This is a genomic window from Nocardioides ferulae (assembly GCF_003660455.1).
Lineage (GTDB): Bacteria > Actinomycetota > Actinomycetes > Propionibacteriales > Nocardioidaceae > Nocardioides > Nocardioides ferulae.
Genome location: NZ_QZVR01000009.1, coordinates 122,564 through 137,960, shown reverse-complemented (window position 1 = coordinate 137,960; position 15,397 = coordinate 122,564). Strand labels below are relative to the sequence as shown.

The following is a 15,397-nucleotide window of genomic DNA, read 5'->3' as shown; positions in this document are numbered from 1 at the left end:
TGATGACCACGATCGACGTCGGCGTGGTGGAGACCGCGCTGGAGGGCGTCGAGCCCACCGTCGAGCCCGCCGCCGGGCCGCCCGCCGGGTGGGCGCGGCGATGGCCCACGGCGGGCTCGCCGGCGGTCGACGCGGTGACGGTCGCGGGGCTCGGCGTCGCCATCGCCGCGGTGTCCGAGGTGACCCCCGGCGTGGCCGCGGCCAGCGCGCTCTGCTGGGGCGTCGCCCGCCTGGCTCGTGGCTCGCGCGCCGGTCGTCCCGGCGATGCCGCGGCCCGGGTGCGGCCCCTGGTCGCGACCGTGTGCCTGGCCGCGTGCCTGGTGGCGCTGGTCGGTGCCCCGGTCGGGGTGCTCCGCCAGGTGCTGCTCTGCCTGGTGCCGGCCACCGCGGTGGTGCTGGTGCTCGGGGCCATCACCGAGCGGATCCTGCCGCGGCCGCGGCTCATCGTGATCCGCGCCGCGGGTGACCCGGCTGACGCGGATCCGGCCACGCTCCTCGCACGGCCGGGCGGGGGCCCCCGGATGCCGGAGGTGGTGGGCGTCGCGCGGGTCGACCCGGGCACTGGCCGGGTCGGCCGGGTCGAGCCGGCCGACCCCGGACTGCCGGCCCTGCCTCTCGAGCAGGCGGTCGCCCGGTGGGGGGTCGACCTGATCGCGGTCGCACCGGACTCGGGGGTGAGCGGCTCGGCGCTGCGCGCCCTGGGCTGGCTGGTGGAGCCGCACGCGGCACTCGCGCTCCTTCCCTGGAGGGGCGGCCGGCTCCTGCCCCTCGCGCCGACCCGTCCGAACGGCTGGGTGCGGGCCGCCAAGTGCCTCGTCGACCGGGTGCTCGGGGCCCTGCTGCTGGTCGTGGTGCTGCCCGTCCTCGTCGTCCTCGCCGTTGCCGTGCGCTGGGACAGCCCCGGTCCGGCGTTCTTCGTGCAGACCCGGGTCGGCCGCGACGGTCGCCCGTTCCGGATGCTCAAGCTGCGCACCATGCGGCACGACGCCGAGCGCCTGCGGCAGGTGCTCGACGGGGCCAACGAGGCCGACGGTGTGCTGTTCAAGATCCGCGAGGATCCCCGGGTCACCCGGCTCGGCCGTCTGCTGCGGCGGACCTCGCTCGACGAGCTTCCCCAGCTGGTCAACGTCGTCCGCGGCGACATGTCCCTGGTCGGTCCCCGTCCGGCGCTGCCCGACGAGGTGGCGCGCTACGACGACCGCACCCGACGCCGGCTCGCCGTCCGGCCCGGCCTGACCGGCCTCTGGCAGGTCAACGGCCGAGCCGACCTCGACTGGGAGCGGAGCGTCGAGCTCGACCTCCACTACACCGACAACATCTCGATCGCCGGCGACCTCGCCATCTGTCTGCGGACGATGCGCGCGGTGCTCGGCGGCAAAGGAGCCTACTGATGCGCACCGCGATGGACGGCCCGGCGATGACCGGCGGAGTCACCACCGCCGCGACGGCGACCGGCGCCGTGGACGGCAAGGTCCTGCTGGTCACCACGCAGGGCGGGCACCTGACCCAGCTGTTGGCCCTGCGGGCGTGGTGGGGGGCGCGGGAGCGCCTCTGGGTCGCGCCCGGCACCCCGGACGTCGCCGACCGGCTGGCCGGTGAGCGTGTCGTCGCGTCGCACTGGCCGACCACCCGCAACCTGGCCAACCTGGTCCGCAACCTGCTGCTCGCGGTCCGGGTGGTGACCCGCGAGCGGCCCGCGCTGGTGGTCAGCGCCGGCGCGGGCGTCGCGGTCCCGTTCTTCGTGGTGGCCTGGTTGCTGCGCATCCCCACGGTGTTCATCGAGGTCTACGACCGGGTCGACTCCGCCACGGTGACCGGCCGGCTGGTGGGGCCGTTCACCACCCGCCGCATCGTCCAGTGGGACCAGCAGCTCGACGTCTACCCCGACGCGCGGCTCGTGGGGAGGCTGCTGTGACCGCCCTCGTCGTGGCCATGGTCGGCACCGACCACCACCCGTTCGACCGGCTGATCACCTGGATGGACGACCTCGCCTTCCGGCTGGGGCCCGACGTCCACGTCGTGGTCCAGCACGGTGCGAGCACCGCCCCGCTGGTCGCCGAAGGGCACGCGTTCTTGAGCCAGCACGAGCTGGCGGAGCTGTTGTCCAGGGCGGACGCGGTCGTCTGCCACGGTGGACCGGGCACGGTCATGGACGCCCGCAACGCCGGGCACCTCCCGATCTGCGTGGCCCGCGACCCGATGCGCGGGGAGCACGTCGACGGTCACCAGCAGCGTTTCGTGGCGATGGCCGGGCGCACCGGCCTGGTCGCCGAGGCCCGCTCCCGCGCCGACCTGAGCCGCCTCGTGGACTGGACGCTGCACGACGCCCCGGCGTCCGACGCCTCCCCACCGTTGGGGGTCACCGCCAGCGGTGACACCCCCGCCTGGGCGTGCCAGCGGCTCAGCGGTGAGCTCGATCTGCTCTGGGGGTCGCGACCGACCCGGCGCAGCTCGGTGGGGCGCTTCCTCGGCTCGCGGGTGCTGCGGTGAGCGCCCCGGTCCGCGCGCGTGCCCGCCGGCTGCGGCGCGCCGCTCGCCTCGACCTCGGCATCGCCGTCCGCCACCTGCTGCTCGGTCGGCTGGCCGGCTCGGCGCTGCTGCCGCGTCCGCTCCGGTGGGCTGTCTACCGCGCCTGCGGGCTCGAGGTGCGGACCGCGAACGTGTTCAGCGGCACCAGGATCACCGGCACCGACGTGCGGATCGGAGCCCGCACCTTCCTCAACCACGAGTGCTACCTCGACGCGGCCCGCGGGCGGATCGAGATCGGCGAGGACTGCCACCTCGGCCCGCAGGTCATGGTGCTCACGGCCACCCACGACCTCGCCTCGGGCGTCGCCGACCGGGCCGCCGCCTACCGCATCACCCGCATCGGCGACCGGGTCTGGCTGGGCGCCCGGGCCACCGTCCTCCCCGGTGCCGTGGTCGGCTCCGACTGCGTCGTCGCGGCGGGTGCGGTCGTGACCGGCCGCTGCGAGCCCGGGGGCCTGTACGCCGGGGTGCCGGCGACCCGGGTGCGCGACCTGGCCGCGCCCGAGGCCACGGCGCTCGCGCGCCGGGCCGGAGCCAGGGCCGGTGCCCCATGACCTCGTCCGACGACCGAGCGCTCGTGGAGCGTGCCGCACTCCCGCTGGCGCTGCTGCTGCTCGGCTATCCGCTGTGGTGGGCGCTCGGGGTGCAGCTGCCGTTGTGGGCGCTGGTGACCGTCCCGTTGACCGCTTGGCTGCTGCGGCACCGCGACCAGCTCGCCCTGCCGCCCGGCTACGGCGTGCTGCTGCTGTTCTTCGGGTGGGTGCTCTTGTCGGGGCTGATGCTGGACGGCCTCGAGTACGCCGCGTCCTACCTGCTGCGGCTCGCGGTCTACGTCACCGTGCTGTGCTGCGGGTTCTTCGTGTGGAACGCGCTGCGCCGCGGGCTGCGTGCCTGGACGGTCGTCTCGTGGCTCGTGGCGTTCTGGGCGGCCGCGGTGCTGTTGAGCTACCCCGGCCTGCTCAGCGCCAACCTGGAGTTCACCAGCCCGTTCGAGTGGCTGCTGGACCGGCTCGGCGTGCACGACCCCTTCGTCACCGCGCTCACCCACCCCGAGTTCTCCGAGTACGACGTCGTCTACGGGGTGCCTCGGCCCAGCCCGCTGTTCGCCTACACCAACGACTGGGGCGCCGCGATGGGGGTCTTCACCCCGGTCGCGGTCTGGGCGATGCTCCAGGCGCCGACGGCCCGGCTGCGCTGGGCGGTCGCGGGCACGCTGGCCCTCTCGCTCCCTCCGATCGTGATGTCGGTGAACCGTGGCTGCTGGATCAGCCTGGGGGTGGCGCTCGGCTACGTGGCGATCCGCCGGGTAGCGGCCGGCAGCGTCGGCATCCTGGCCGGGCTGCTGACCATCGTCGGCTCCGTGGCGGCCCTGCTCGCCTTCGTGCCGGAGGTCCAGCGGGTGGTGAGCGCCCGCTTCGACTTCGCCAACACCAGCACCCGCGAGACGCTCTACGAGGCCTCGCTGCGGCTGGCCGCAGGGTCGCCGCTGTTCGGTCACGGTGCCCCGCAGTCCTCGGAGGGGCTGGCCGACAGCAACGACGTCTCCATCGGCACCCACGGCCAGTTGTGGACCGTGCTGGTCTCCCAGGGGTTCGCCGGAGCGCTGCTGTTCCTCGGCGGCGTGCTCGCCGTGTGGTGGCACGCCCGCCCCCGCGACGGCCGCTCCCCGGACCTGTGGCTGCACGCCGCCGGTCCGGCCCTGCTGGTGCAGACCGTCTACTACGAGGTGGTCCCGTTGCCGCTGACCGTGGTGCTGCTCGCCCTCGCCGTCACCGCGCTCCATCGCGACCGGCCGCCCCTCCCCACGCCGGTCACCCGCACCGGCACCGCGGCCGCCCCCCGACCGGTGCCCGGCCCCGAACTCGCCCCAGTGTCCTCGGAAGGACGATCGTGATGACCCTCACTGAAACCCGGCCCGAGACCACCCTGCCGGACGCCAGCCACCCGGAGTCCGGCCTGCGGCCGGTCACCGGCATCTGGCCGGCCATCTCCGCCCGCTGGAGGCTGCTCCCGATCGGCCTGCTGCTGGGGCTCGGGATCGGGGCCGCCGCCGCGGTGCTGGTGCCCACGACGTACGACGCGACCGCGACCGTGCGCGTCGGTGCCGGCCTGGTGCCGGTCGGCGAGATGAACCCCGGCAGCGACTGGGCGCAGGACCAGGCGGTGCTGGCCCGCACCGAGATGGTGCTGACCGCCATCGGCGACCGGCTGGGGGAGGAGCCCGAGGTCGTGGGCGACCGGCTCACGGTCGCCCAGCACGGCGAGACCTCCTACCTCGACTTCAGCTACACCGCGGACACCGGCTCCAGGGCCGAGCGCGGCGCCGACACCGCCGCCGCGATCTACCTCCAGGTCGCGCAGGCCGACGCCGAGCGACGCTGGCAGGACCAGGTCGACCTGCTCGACGACCTGGTCGCCGAGGCGTCGGGCTCCGAGCGCGCGGCGCTGCGGGCGCAGCGACGCACGCTGGAGCGCACGGTGGTCGACCCCGGGCGCACCGTGCAGAGCGCCTCCGGTGAGGCCCAGCGCGCCACCGTCGACCCCAGCGCCTTCCCCCTCGCCGGCGCCCTGGGCGGGCTGCTGCTGGCCGCGGCGGTGGCCTACCTGCTCGAGGCCCGCTCCCCGCGTGCCCGCCCCCTGGACGAGCGGCAGCCCGGCGGCCTCCGCCTCGCCACGCTCGGGCGGCTCGACGGCACCGACGAGGCTCTCGTGCCGGTGGCCGGGCGGCTGGAGCAGGTCCGGCTGCCGGAGGGGCGGGAGAAGGCCAGGCTCGGCGTCGCCGTGGTCGGAGCGCGCCGCTCCGGGCAGCCCCGCGACGTCGTGGCCGTGGTCCGGCAGTCGGTGCGCAAGCTGACCCGGGACCGCAAGGTGCGCACGGTGGCCGTCGACCTGAGCACCACGCAGGGCGTCGCGGCCGCTCGGGAGTGCGACGAGCTGCTGGTGGTCGCGATCGCGGGTCGGTCCCACCGACGGCGGCTCGAGCGCGTGCGCCAGCGACTCGAGGTGCTCGAGCTGCAGCCGCTCGGCGTCGTGGTCGCGCCGCGCAAGCGCCCCCGGAGCGCCTGGTGAGCGCGGCGTCGCCCGCGCGTCCGGAGAGCCCCGTCGACGTTGCCGTCGCCGAGCGCCCGCTCGCGGATGCGCCGCGGCACGACGGCGTCAGCGTGCTGATCGCCACCCGCGACCGGCTGCCGACGCTGCGCCGGGCGCTCGCGGCGGTCTGGGCCCAGACCTATCCCGGGCCGATGCAGGTCGTGGTGGTCTTCGACGGTCCGCGCCCCGACCGGCTGGACCTGCCGGCACCGCTGCGCCCCGACCGGCAGCGGCTCGAGATCCGCACCAACCAGCGTGCCCCCGGGGTGGCCGGCGCCCGCAACACCGGCCTGGCCACCGTGCGGCACCGGCACGTCGCGACCTGTGACGACGACGACGTGTGGTTGCCGCACCGGCTCGAGGCCCAGCTGGCGGTGCTGGCCGCGGAGCAGCACACGGTCGCGGTCGGCGGCAGCGTGCGGGTGCAGCGCCACGGCCGTTCGATCGTGCGCCGCGCGCCGCTGAGCGAGGTGCGCCTCGCGGACCTGCTGGAGGACCGGATCATGGAGCTGCACCCCTCCGCCATGCTCTACCGCACCTCCGCGCTCGAGGCGATCGGCGGCTGGGACGAGACGATCCCCGGCGGGTACGCCGAGGACTACGACCTCCTGCTCAAGCTCGCTCAACGTGGGCCGATCCGGTTGGTCGACGAGGTCACCGCCGACATCCACTGGGACGGCGGGTCCTACTTCTTCAGCCGGTGGCGGATGGTGGCCGACGCGCTGACCCTGCTGCTCGACCGCTACCCGGAGTTCGCCGGTGCGCCACGGGGTCGGGCCCGGATCGAGGGCCAGATCGCGTTCGCACTCGCGGCGGCCGGCGACCGGGCCGGCTCACGGGTCTGGCTGGAGCGTGGCCTGCAGGACAATCCGCGTGAGCCGCGGCTTGCCCTGACCCGGCTGGTCCTCGCCGGCCTGGTCCGCGCCGAGCTCGTGCAGCGCGTCCTGCACGCCCGGGGCCGTGGCATCTGACCCGGCGGCCGCGGTGGCGCCGTCCCCCGACGCGGGCACCCCGCCCGTGACCCCGCCCGTGACCCCGCCCGTGACACCCTCGGACCTGGTCGCCCGCCGGATCGCCGCCCGCGGCGGCCTGCTGACGCTCCTCGGCGCCGCCTACGCCGCGGCCGCCGGCTTCGCGCTGACCGTGGCCGTCGGCCGGTTCTTCGGCGCCCACCAGGCCGGACTGTTCTTCATGGCGGTCGCGGTGTTCATGATCCTCAACGGTGTCGTCCTGCTCGGCAGCGACACCGGCATGGTGCGTGCCCTCTCGGCGGCGCGGGCCACCGAGGCGCACCGGGAGCTGTGGCGGGTGTTCGCCGGCTCCGTGCTCCCGGTGCTGGTGTGGAGCCTGGCCGTGGCGAGCCTGCTGGCAGTCACCGCCGTGCCGCTGGCGGAGGTGCTGGCCCCGGGTGACGTCCAGGCGGTCGCCGCCGACCTGCGCGTGCTCGCGGTGACCCTGGTGCTCTCCGGCGTCGGCCAGGCCTGCCTCAACGGCACCCGGTCCTTCGGCGGGCCGTGGCGCTTCGTGCTGCTCTACCAGGTGTGGCTGCCGACCAGCCGGCTGCTGCTCGTCGTGGCGCTGTGGCGCAGCGACCTCGACCTGAGGTGGCTGCTCTGGACCTGGGCGGCGCCGCTGCTCGTGATGGACGTGGTCGCGCTGGTGTGGGTGGGCCGGACCGCGGCCCGCGCCGCCCGTGAGCCGGGTCCCCCCGGCCGCGGGTCGCGGGCGGTGCTGGCCGAGGTGTGGCGCTTCAACCTGCCCCGCGGCCTGGCCTCGATGTTCGAGCTCGGCATCGTGTGGATCGACGTGATCCTGGTCGGGGTGTTCCTCGGACCGGCCGCCGCCGGCGCCTATGCGGCGGCGAGCCGGTTCATCACCTCCGGCACGATGGCGATGGAGGCGCTGCGCATCGGCACCGCCCCGCAGTTGGCCGAGGGGGCAGCCCGGGGGGAGCGGCACCGGGTGCAGGACCTGCACGCGGTCTCCACGGTGTGGCTGGTGCTGCTGGCCTGGCCGGTGTTCGTGACGCTCGCGGCGTTCGCGCCGCTGATCCTCTCCGTGGTCGGCGACGAGTTCACCACCGCCTCGGGGGCGATGACGGTGATGGCGCTCGGCATCCTCGGCTACCTGGCGATGGGCAACATCAACTCGGTGCTGCTGATGGCGGGCCTGAGCCGGCTCACCGCCGCCAACACGCTGGTCGCCCTCACCGTCAACATCTGCCTGAACCTGCTGCTGATCCCCACGATCGGGCTGGTGGGTGCCGCGGTCGCCTGGGCGGTCTCGCTCACGCTCGACTCGCTGCTCTGCACGGTGCGCGGACGCCGGCGGCTGGGCGTGCATCCGCCGTGGCCGGGCCTGCTGGCCGCGGCCGGTGCGGTCGCGGTCTGCTTCGGCCTGCCGGCCGTGCTGGTCCGCACCTTCGCGGCGCCGACGCCGGGGTGGCTGGCCGGCTACGCCGTCGTCGCCTGCACCGGCTACGCCCTGGCCCTGCTGCGCCTGCGCGGCCCGCTGCACCTCGCCGGGCTGCGCGATCTGTCGAGGAGTCCCCGATGACCGCGCCAGCGACCGCCCCGACCGCCCCGGCCGCCCTGACCGTGTCGCGCGCCTCCGGTCGCCGGCTCGACCCCGCCCCGGTCCGGCTCGCCAAGGCGCTGCTGCCACAACGGGTCAAGGATGCCGCCGATGCGGTGATCCGGGCGCTGACGGGTGCGACGGCCCGCTGGCGCCCCGGACCGGACCTGCTGGTCGTGGGCACCAAGAGAGGTGGCACGACCTACCTGTGGTCGGCGCTGCAGGCGCACCCTCAGGTGATGGCGATGGTGCCGCGGGCCCGGCACCTGAAGAGCTCGCACTACTTCACCGAGCAGTTCCGGCGGGGGGAGCGGTGGTACCTCGGGCACTTCCCGACCCGCTGGGCGCGGCGGCGCCACGCGCGGCGCCACGGTCGGGCGCTCTGCGTGGAGGCCAGCCCGCTCTACCTCTTCGACCCTCGGGTCCCCGCGCGGGTCGCGGCCGCGCTGCCGCAGGTGCGGGTGGTGGTGCTGCTGCGCGACCCGGTCCACCGGGCCTTCTCGCACTACCGCGAGCGGGTGAAGAACGGTGTGGAGGGCTTGTCGTTCGCCGATGCTCTCGCCGCCGAGCCCGGCCGGCTGGGTGGCGAGCTCGCCCGCATGGCGGAGGACCCGGCGTACTCCAGCCGGCCCCGGGACTGGTACTCCTACCGCGCCCGTGGGGAGTACGCCGACCAGCTGCGCGGCTGGTTCGAGGCGTTGGGCCGCGACCGGGTGCTGGTGCTGCGCAGCGAGGACCTCTACGCCGACCCCGCGGCCGTGCTCGCCCGGGTCCAGGAGTTCGCCGGTCTCGACCCGGCCCCGCCCGCCCCGGGCAAGCGCAACCGCAGTGACGGAGACGAGCGGATCGACCCCGACAGCGCAGCCCGGCTGCGCTCGTGGTTCGCCCCGCACAACCAGCGGCTCGCCGAGCTGCTCGACGAGGAGGTGTGGTGGCCGTGAGGCTTCGACCATTCCAGGTTCAGCGACCGACCAGGGGCATCGCCGGGAGGCTGGTCCGAGCGGTCACGGTGGCCCTGGTGGCCGGCACGCTCGCGGTGACGCCCGCCGCGGCGTACGACGCCGAGCACACCGCGATGCGCGGCATGCCGTCGCCGATGGGGCAGGCCAACGGCCCGGTGTGGGCCGTCGAGGTGGCCGGGGGCCGGGTCTACGCGGGGGGTGGTTTCACCTCCACCCGCCCGGCCGGCTCCGCCGCCGGCAGCGGCGAGACCGGGCAAGCCTACCTCGCGGCCTTCGACGCGACGACCGGTGCACCCGTGACCTCGTTCGCGCCGCGCCTGGAGAACGACTACACCGGCGGTCCGGCGACGGTGTTCGCGACCGCGCTCTCCCCCGACGGGCGGACGCTCTACGTGGGCGGTGACTTCAACCGGGTCGACGGTCAGCGCGCCGAGCACCTGGCCAGCTTCGACACCGCCACCGGCGCGTTCCTCGGCGAGGTCGGCCGCAACGGCGTCGACGGCACGGTGCGGTCGCTGGCGGTCTCGCCCGACGGCCGCACGCTCTATGTTGGGGGTGCCTTCTCGCGGGCGAACTGGTCGGCCCGGCGCGACCTGGCCGCGTTCGACCTGACCACCGGTGAGCTCACGAGCTGGGCGCCGGTGGTCTCCGACAACGTCAGCAACGAGGCGCTGCGCGTGGTCTCCCTCGCGGTGTCGGGCGACGGCAGCCGGGTCTTCCTGGCGGGGCCGTTCCGCAAGGTCAACGGCGCTGTCGCGCAGGGGTTCATGGCTGTCGACGCCAGCACCGGCCAGAACGTCGCGGGGTGGCGCGCCGACTACCTGCTGGCCCCCTACAACTGGGGCACCGCGCTCGAGACCGTCGGCGACACCGTCTATCTGGGAGCGCGCGACGACGTCTCGGGGTCGCTGGACCGCAAGGAGGGGGTCTATGCGATCGACGCCGCTTCGGGCGCGGTGCGGTGGTACGCCCGCTGCTACGGCGACACGTTCGCGCTGCAGGCTCTCGGCAACGACCTCTACGTCGGCTCCCACGCGCACGACTGCGCCGATGCCGGGGGGATGCCCGAGACCAATCCGCGCACCTACCTCGCGGTCACGGCGCTGAACCGCGGCAACGGGCAGGTCAAGCCCTACTTCGTGCAGACCTCGGGCGTGTCCGGTCAGCCGGACACCATGCTGCTGACCCGGGCGCTGGCCACCGACGGCCAGACCCTGGTCGTCGGCGGCGGCTTCGCGGGGGTCAACGGCGCCGCGCAGGCGAACCTGGTCCGCTTCACCCCAGGGTCGGCACCGCCGGACCGGGCCGCCTGGCCGTCGGTGCGCACGTGCTGGCGCTGTAGCTACGTCGACGTCAGCGTGCTCGAGGCGTCCGACCGCGACGACGTCGACCTGACCTACCGGATCTTCCGGGGTTGGCAGACCGACACCCCGATCGCGACCGTGACCCGCGAGTCGGTGCCGTATGCCAGCGAGACGTTCACGGTCCGTGACACCGGGGTGACCCCGGGCAGCTCGACCTACTACCGGGTGCTGGTGACCGACCCGGCCGGCAACGAGGTGATGTCGGTGCGCTCGGCCACGGTGACGCTGACCGCGTCGTCGAGGACGGTGCGGGCCGGACAACCGGTGCGGCTGACCGCACGCGTCGGCCACGGGCAGGGAGGCTGGGTGCGGTTCGTCCGCGACGGACGCACGGTGGGCAGGGCGCGGGTCGTCGACGGCCGGGCCCGACTGCGACTGCCTCGGCTCCCCGAAGGGCGGTGGGAGTTCGCCGCCACCTGGCGCGACCCCGACAGCCCCCGCAGCGCCACGATGGGGAAGGTGCGGGTCCGGGTCACCGGCAGCTGAGCAGGTCCAGCAGGTCGCGGGCGTACGCCGCCGAGGCGGCGGCGCCCGCGGCCGCCTCGGCCGCCCGGCGTACGGCCATGTCGACCAGCAGCAGCTCGGCGGTCAGCGCCGTGGTGGGGCGGCCGGCGGCGGCGGCGCGCAGCCCGGCGGCGGCCTCCGGCATGGTCCGGCCGCGCACGCTGGTGTCGTGGGCGAAGCCCCAGTTCCACTCGTCGAGCCCCAGCGGCGCGAGCGGCTCGGAGAACTCCCAGTCCCACACGGCCAACCGGTCGGCTCCGACTCGGCCCATGTTCCACGGCGACCAGTCGCCGTGGCGCAGGCCGTGCTCGACGACTCGGGTGCCGTGGTCGCGGCGCAGGCGAGCGACGGCAGCCGTCGTGGGGCCGCGCCACGGCTCCGGCAGTGCGGCGGCGTCGTCGGCGAGCCGGGCCGTCCACGGGGAGTCGTCGAGTCGGAGCGCGGCGCGCGGCCGGCTGGCGACCAGACGGTCGAGCCACGGCTGCACCCGCTCCCGATCGCCGACGCGCACCCGGCGGATGTCGATGGGCAGGGCCTCGACGCCGACGACGAGCGCGTTACCCGAGGTCAGCCGGAACAGTGGACGCGGGACCAGCAGCCCCGGCACCGGCTCGCGCGCGAAGTCCGCCGCGAGATCGTGCTCCCACGCCAAGGTGGCCTGCTGGCCCGGGTCGAGCGCGACCTTGACGAACGCACGGGGGCGGCCCTCGCGGTCGGCGACGTTCAGGGTGGGCCGGGGAGTGCCGGTGCCGGGCCGGACGCCGGTGGAGAGCACGAGTGAGCCCGGAGCCGCGCCGAGCGCGGCCGCCACGTCGGCGAGCAGCGAGGACGGCGAACCGGCGGCGCGCACGAGGTTGACGCCGGGACGCGGCCGCGGCAGTCCGAACCGCACCAGGCCCGCCAGCGCGGAGCGGGTCGCGCGGCGCCGGTCGGAGCGAAGCCGGTTGTAGCGCAGCAGCAGTCGCGACCGGGCCTGCGGTGTCGCGTCGAGGGGGAGCAGGAAGCGCGGGCTGCGCAGGTGGGGGAGGACCAGGTAGCTCTCCACCCCGTCCTCGAGCGTGCCCGGCGTGGCCGCCGTGGTGAGCCGGTGGCCCCCGGCGCCGTCGGGCCACACGACGAGGGCGATGCGGAGGAGGTCCGCGGAGATGGCCGGCGACGGCCGATGAGCGTCGCGTCGCATGGCTGCCCTCCTCTCGCCGTGGTGGGACCGGATTCCCGACCCGATGTGACCTTGGTCTCCATCCTGCCGTTCCGAGGACATCGACCACTCAGACCGGACCTCCTGCGTCCGATTCCTTGGGCACGATGTCAGGTTGCAGCGCGCAGTGCGCGCCGCCGTCCCCGGAAGCCGCTCATGATGCTCCTCCGCTCTGCCCGTTCCCGCTCCTCCCGAACCGTCCTGGCGGCGCTCGCCGTCGCAGCGATCGTGCTGGGCACCGGAGTGGCCAGTCCGGCGGCGACGTCGGGCGAGGGAGAGCCGGAGGCGGCTCGGGCCAAGTCGTCGGCCCGGTGGACCAAGGTGGCCACGGAGCAGTTCGCCGGCCCGCTGGACTCGTCGCGGTGGGCGCCCTTCCAGGGGGTGCCCGGCTGCTGCTCGGACACCGTGTGGAGCCCCACCCAGGTCAAGGCCTCCGACGGGGTGCTCACGCTGCGCAACAACCCCGTCGCCGGCACCTGGCTCAGCGGCGGGGTGGGCTCGTGGAACTGGCCGGACGCCACCCGGCAGTACGGCCGCTGGGACGCCCGGATCCGACTGGACGCCGGTGAGGGGATCTCCGCGACCGCGTTGCTGTTCCCGCGCGAGGGCTGGCCGCCGGAGCTGAACTTCTTCGAGATCTTCGAGACGTGGGGCGCGCGCAGCCAGTCGATGGTCACCACGCACTGGCTCGACGGCGGGAAGCACGCCGTGAGCCAGCAGACGGTCGAGGGTGACTTCCGGCGCTGGCACGTCTTCAGCATCCGCTGGACCGCCGACCGGCTGGTCTACGTCATCGACGGCAAGGTCGTGCAGGTCGAGACCGACCCGGCCCGCATCCCCGACGAGCCGATGTGGGTCGGCTTCCAGACCCACGCCCACCGCGACGCCAACGGTCGGATGCCGCAGCTGCCGGCGGGTCGCAAGAGCGTCCGGATGCAGGTCGACTGGCTGAAGGTCTTCGCCCCCGCGGCCTGAGCTCACCGGCTGGCAGCCTGCGGTTCCGGCCGGAGCCTCGAACGGAAGCCGCTCGGGTCCATGACCCGGTCCTACCCGAACACCAGTTCGAACACAACCCTTGTCGGATCCGAGTGGAGGAGGCGTCCGTCCGTCGAGGTCGTCTAGGGTCGGTGACATGCCGCTGACCTCTCGGAAGCCCGACCCTGAAGCGCCGCGCCGCCCGGACTGGGGCCGGGTGCTGCTCGCCGTCGCCGTGCTCTGCGCGGTCTTCGTGGCGGGGCTCCTGGTCGGCCGCGCCATGACCGCAGCGGACCACGGTCTCGGTGGCTGGCAGGTGGGTGAGGCGAAGCTGGGCAAACGGCAACTGCTGGTCGAACACGACGGCTGGTCCTACGCCGCCAACGACGGGGTCCCGATGTGGATCGACGACAACGGCGCCTGGCACGACTCCGGCTGGCCCTCGTGCCTGGACGGGCGCGCCGGCACCGACCTCCGCGTGCGGTTCGCGGCGCACAAGGTCTCGGTCGAGGGGATGAGCTGGCGGCCGATCGTCGCCGTCGACTGCCGGGAGACCAGCCCCCGCGACTGATCCGCCCAGGCGGCTGGCGTCCGTGGGTCTGCGTGGCCTCCGGACCTCGGGTCGTTAGGGTGGCCGCCGTGACCTCCGCGCCCCGCTCAGCCCCCGGAACGCCCCCGCCCGCCGCCGCCACCGACGACCACGTCCTGGCCGCCTGGCTCGCCGAGACCGCGGGCAGGCTGCTGCTCGAGGTGCGCGAGGAGGGGCTCGAGGGCCGCGAGCTCAAGGATGCCGGCGACCGCGCGGCGCACGAGCTGCTCATGCAGCTGCTCGCCGAGCACCGGCCGGACGACGCGGTGCTGTCGGAGGAGGGCAAGGACGACAAGGCGCGGCTGTCCGCCACACGGGTCTGGATCGTCGACCCGCTCGACGGCACCCGCGAGTTCTCCGAGCCGCCGCGCGACGACTGGGCCGTCCACGTGGCGCTGTGGCAGGACGGCGACCTGGTCGCCGGCGCCGTCGCCCAGCCCGCGCTCGGCCAGACCTTCCACACCGGGCAGCCTCCCGTCGTGCCGCCGGCCAGCAACCCGAGGCCGCGGATCGCGGTCTCGCGCAGCCGCCCGCCGGCCTTCGTCAACGCCCTCGCCGAGGAGCTCGGCGCCGAGCTCGTGCCGATGGGCTCGGCCGGGGTGAAGATGATCTCGGTGACCCGCGACGTCACCGACGCCTACGTGCACGCCGGTGGCCAGTACGAATGGGACTCCGCGGCACCCGTGGCCGTGGCCCGCGCCGCCGGCCTGTTCACCTCGCGTGTCGACGGCACCCCGCTGCGCTACAACCAGGAGGACGTCTATCTCCCCGACGTCATCGTGTGCCGCCCCGAGCTCGCCGACCGGATCGTGGAGTTCGTGAAGGCGCACGGGGTGGAGTGAGCGCGCCGCGACTGATCGCGGTCCTCGCGCTCGGCCTGCTGCTCGTCACCGGACTGGCCTACGCGGCCTCGCAGACCATCGCGAGCCGCGAGAGCCCGCGAGCCGGCGAGGCCACGGCGTACGTCGGCGCCCCCACGCCGCCGCGGGTGCGGCCGCCGGTGCCCGCCGGCGCCGCGCTCGGCGCGGTCCGGGTCGCGCCCGGGTGGCTGACGCGCACCGCCGAGAAGACCGGGATCCCCCGCCCCGCGGTGCGCGCCTACGCGCGCGCCCAGCTGACCCGGCCGCTGGGCTGCGACGTCGGCTGGACCACGCTCGCGGGCGTCGGCTGGGTGGAGTCCCAGCACGGCACGCTCGGCGGCCGTGAGCTGCTCGCCGACGGGCGCTCCTCCAGCCGCATCCTGGGACCTGCCCTCGACGGCTCCGGTGAGTTCGCGGCGATCCCGTCCACCTCGACCTCGCGGGCCTGGCACGGTGACCCGCGCTGGGAGCACGCGCTCGGCCCGATGCAGTTCCTGTGGTCGAGCTGGGAGCCGTGGGCGGCCGACGCCGACGGCGACGGCCGCGCCGACCCGCACGACCTCGACGACGCCGCCGCGGCAGCCGCGGCGTACCTCTGCGCCGGCGGTGGCGACCTCACCACCGCCGAGGGTTGGACCGACGCGGTGTTCTCCTACAACCACGCCCAGGAGTACGTCGACGCGGTGCTCGCGGCCGCGCGGGCCTACGCGGGCGCGGTCGCGTGACCGCGCGGAACCCGTCCGGTGGCCGGA

The 15,397-nt window shown here is 75.0% G+C and carries 15 protein-coding genes; 14 read left to right on the top strand and 1 reads right to left on the bottom strand.

Annotated elements, in window-relative coordinates; genetic code table 11:
• The first annotated feature begins 2 nt into the window (after nt 1-2).
• From D6B71_RS23815 to D6B71_RS13305, 10 genes are all read left to right on the top strand, one after another.
• A complete protein-coding gene (locus D6B71_RS23815) occupies nt 3-1,391 on the top strand; it encodes a sugar transferase (RefSeq protein ID WP_206051743.1) in 1,389 nt (462 codons plus the stop codon).
• On the top strand, nt 1,391-1,915 hold the full coding sequence (locus D6B71_RS13340) for a glycosyltransferase family protein (RefSeq protein ID WP_240641402.1): 525 nt from the start codon (nt 1,391-1,393) through the stop codon (nt 1,913-1,915). Before D6B71_RS23815 ends, D6B71_RS13340 begins: the two co-directional genes overlap by 1 nt.
• On the top strand, nt 1,912-2,490 hold the full coding sequence (locus tag D6B71_RS13335) for a glycosyltransferase (protein WP_206051742.1): 579 nt from the start codon (nt 1,912-1,914) through the stop codon (nt 2,488-2,490). Before D6B71_RS13340 ends, D6B71_RS13335 begins: the two co-directional genes overlap by 4 nt.
• A complete protein-coding gene (locus D6B71_RS23510) occupies nt 2,487-3,083 on the top strand; it encodes an acyltransferase (RefSeq protein ID WP_121255793.1) in 597 nt (198 codons plus the stop codon). The genes D6B71_RS13335 and D6B71_RS23510 overlap by 4 nt, the downstream gene beginning before the upstream one ends.
• Nucleotides 3,080-4,423, top strand: a complete 1,344-nt coding sequence (locus tag D6B71_RS13325; protein WP_121255791.1) for an O-antigen ligase family protein — start codon at nt 3,080-3,082, stop codon at nt 4,421-4,423. The genes D6B71_RS23510 and D6B71_RS13325 overlap by 4 nt, the downstream gene beginning before the upstream one ends.
• Complete coding sequence (locus D6B71_RS22795; protein ID WP_164519656.1) at nt 4,423-5,598, top strand: serine/threonine-protein kinase; 1,176 nt, start codon at nt 4,423-4,425, stop codon at nt 5,596-5,598. The genes D6B71_RS13325 and D6B71_RS22795 overlap by 1 nt, the downstream gene beginning before the upstream one ends.
• On the top strand, nt 5,595-6,590 hold the full coding sequence (locus tag D6B71_RS13320) for a glycosyltransferase family 2 protein (protein ID WP_164519655.1): 996 nt from the start codon (nt 5,595-5,597) through the stop codon (nt 6,588-6,590). The genes D6B71_RS22795 and D6B71_RS13320 overlap by 4 nt, the downstream gene beginning before the upstream one ends.
• On the top strand, nt 6,580-8,175 hold the full coding sequence (locus D6B71_RS13315; RefSeq protein WP_121255787.1) for an MATE family efflux transporter: 1,596 nt from the start codon (nt 6,580-6,582) through the stop codon (nt 8,173-8,175). The genes D6B71_RS13320 and D6B71_RS13315 overlap by 11 nt, the downstream gene beginning before the upstream one ends.
• Nucleotides 8,172-9,134: a sulfotransferase family protein gene (locus tag D6B71_RS13310; RefSeq protein ID WP_121255785.1), complete on the top strand. Its 963-nt coding sequence runs from the start codon at nt 8,172-8,174 to the stop codon at nt 9,132-9,134. The genes D6B71_RS13315 and D6B71_RS13310 overlap by 4 nt, the downstream gene beginning before the upstream one ends.
• A 77-nt stretch (nt 9,135-9,211) precedes the next feature.
• Nucleotides 9,212-11,005, top strand: a complete 1,794-nt coding sequence (locus tag D6B71_RS13305; protein WP_126688267.1) for a WD40 repeat domain-containing protein — start codon at nt 9,212-9,214, stop codon at nt 11,003-11,005.
• On the opposite strand, the gene D6B71_RS13300 is transcribed toward D6B71_RS13305, so the two are convergent.
• Complete coding sequence (locus D6B71_RS13300; RefSeq protein ID WP_126688266.1) at nt 10,992-12,203, bottom strand: hypothetical protein; 1,212 nt, start codon at nt 12,201-12,203, stop codon at nt 10,992-10,994. The genes D6B71_RS13305 and D6B71_RS13300 overlap by 14 nt on opposite strands.
• 177 nt (nt 12,204-12,380) lie before the next feature.
• Between D6B71_RS13300 and D6B71_RS13295 the strand changes: the two genes are divergently transcribed.
• The 4 genes from D6B71_RS13295 (at nt 12,381) to D6B71_RS13280 (ending at nt 15,370) form a co-directional block, all read left to right on the top strand.
• Nucleotides 12,381-13,196: a glycoside hydrolase family 16 protein gene (locus D6B71_RS13295; RefSeq protein WP_164519654.1), complete on the top strand. Its 816-nt coding sequence runs from the start codon at nt 12,381-12,383 to the stop codon at nt 13,194-13,196.
• A gap of 157 nt (nt 13,197-13,353) precedes the next feature.
• Nucleotides 13,354-13,767, top strand: a complete 414-nt coding sequence (locus D6B71_RS13290) for a hypothetical protein (protein WP_126688265.1) — start codon at nt 13,354-13,356, stop codon at nt 13,765-13,767.
• Between the two features lie 68 nt (nt 13,768-13,835).
• Nucleotides 13,836-14,627, top strand: a complete 792-nt coding sequence (locus D6B71_RS13285) for a 3'(2'),5'-bisphosphate nucleotidase CysQ (protein ID WP_121255912.1) — start codon at nt 13,836-13,838, stop codon at nt 14,625-14,627.
• Nucleotides 14,624-15,370, top strand: a complete 747-nt coding sequence (locus tag D6B71_RS13280) for a lytic murein transglycosylase (protein ID WP_121255776.1) — start codon at nt 14,624-14,626, stop codon at nt 15,368-15,370. Before D6B71_RS13285 ends, D6B71_RS13280 begins: the two co-directional genes overlap by 4 nt.
• The last annotated feature ends 27 nt before the right edge of the window (nt 15,371-15,397 follow it).

Excerpts from the sequence above, each read along its gene's own strand:
- D6B71_RS23815 (WP_206051743.1), top strand. The coding sequence starts at position 3 with ATGACCACGATCGACGTCGGCGTGGTGGAGACCGCGCTGGAGGGCGTC.
- D6B71_RS13340 (WP_240641402.1), top strand. The coding sequence starts at position 1,391 with ATGCGCACCGCGATGGACGGCCCGGCGATGACCGGCGGAGTCACCACC.
- D6B71_RS13325 (WP_121255791.1), top strand. The coding sequence starts at position 3,080 with ATGACCTCGTCCGACGACCGAGCGCTCGTGGAGCGTGCCGCACTCCCG.
- D6B71_RS22795 (WP_164519656.1), top strand. The coding sequence starts at position 4,423 with ATGACCCTCACTGAAACCCGGCCCGAGACCACCCTGCCGGACGCCAGC.
- D6B71_RS13310 (WP_121255785.1), top strand. The coding sequence starts at position 8,172 with ATGACCGCGCCAGCGACCGCCCCGACCGCCCCGGCCGCCCTGACCGTG.
- D6B71_RS13300 (WP_126688266.1), bottom strand. The coding sequence starts at position 12,203 with ATGCGACGCGACGCTCATCGGCCGTCGCCGGCCATCTCCGCGGACCTC.
- D6B71_RS13295 (WP_164519654.1), top strand. The coding sequence starts at position 12,381 with ATGCTCCTCCGCTCTGCCCGTTCCCGCTCCTCCCGAACCGTCCTGGCG.
- D6B71_RS13290 (WP_126688265.1), top strand. The coding sequence starts at position 13,354 with ATGCCGCTGACCTCTCGGAAGCCCGACCCTGAAGCGCCGCGCCGCCCG.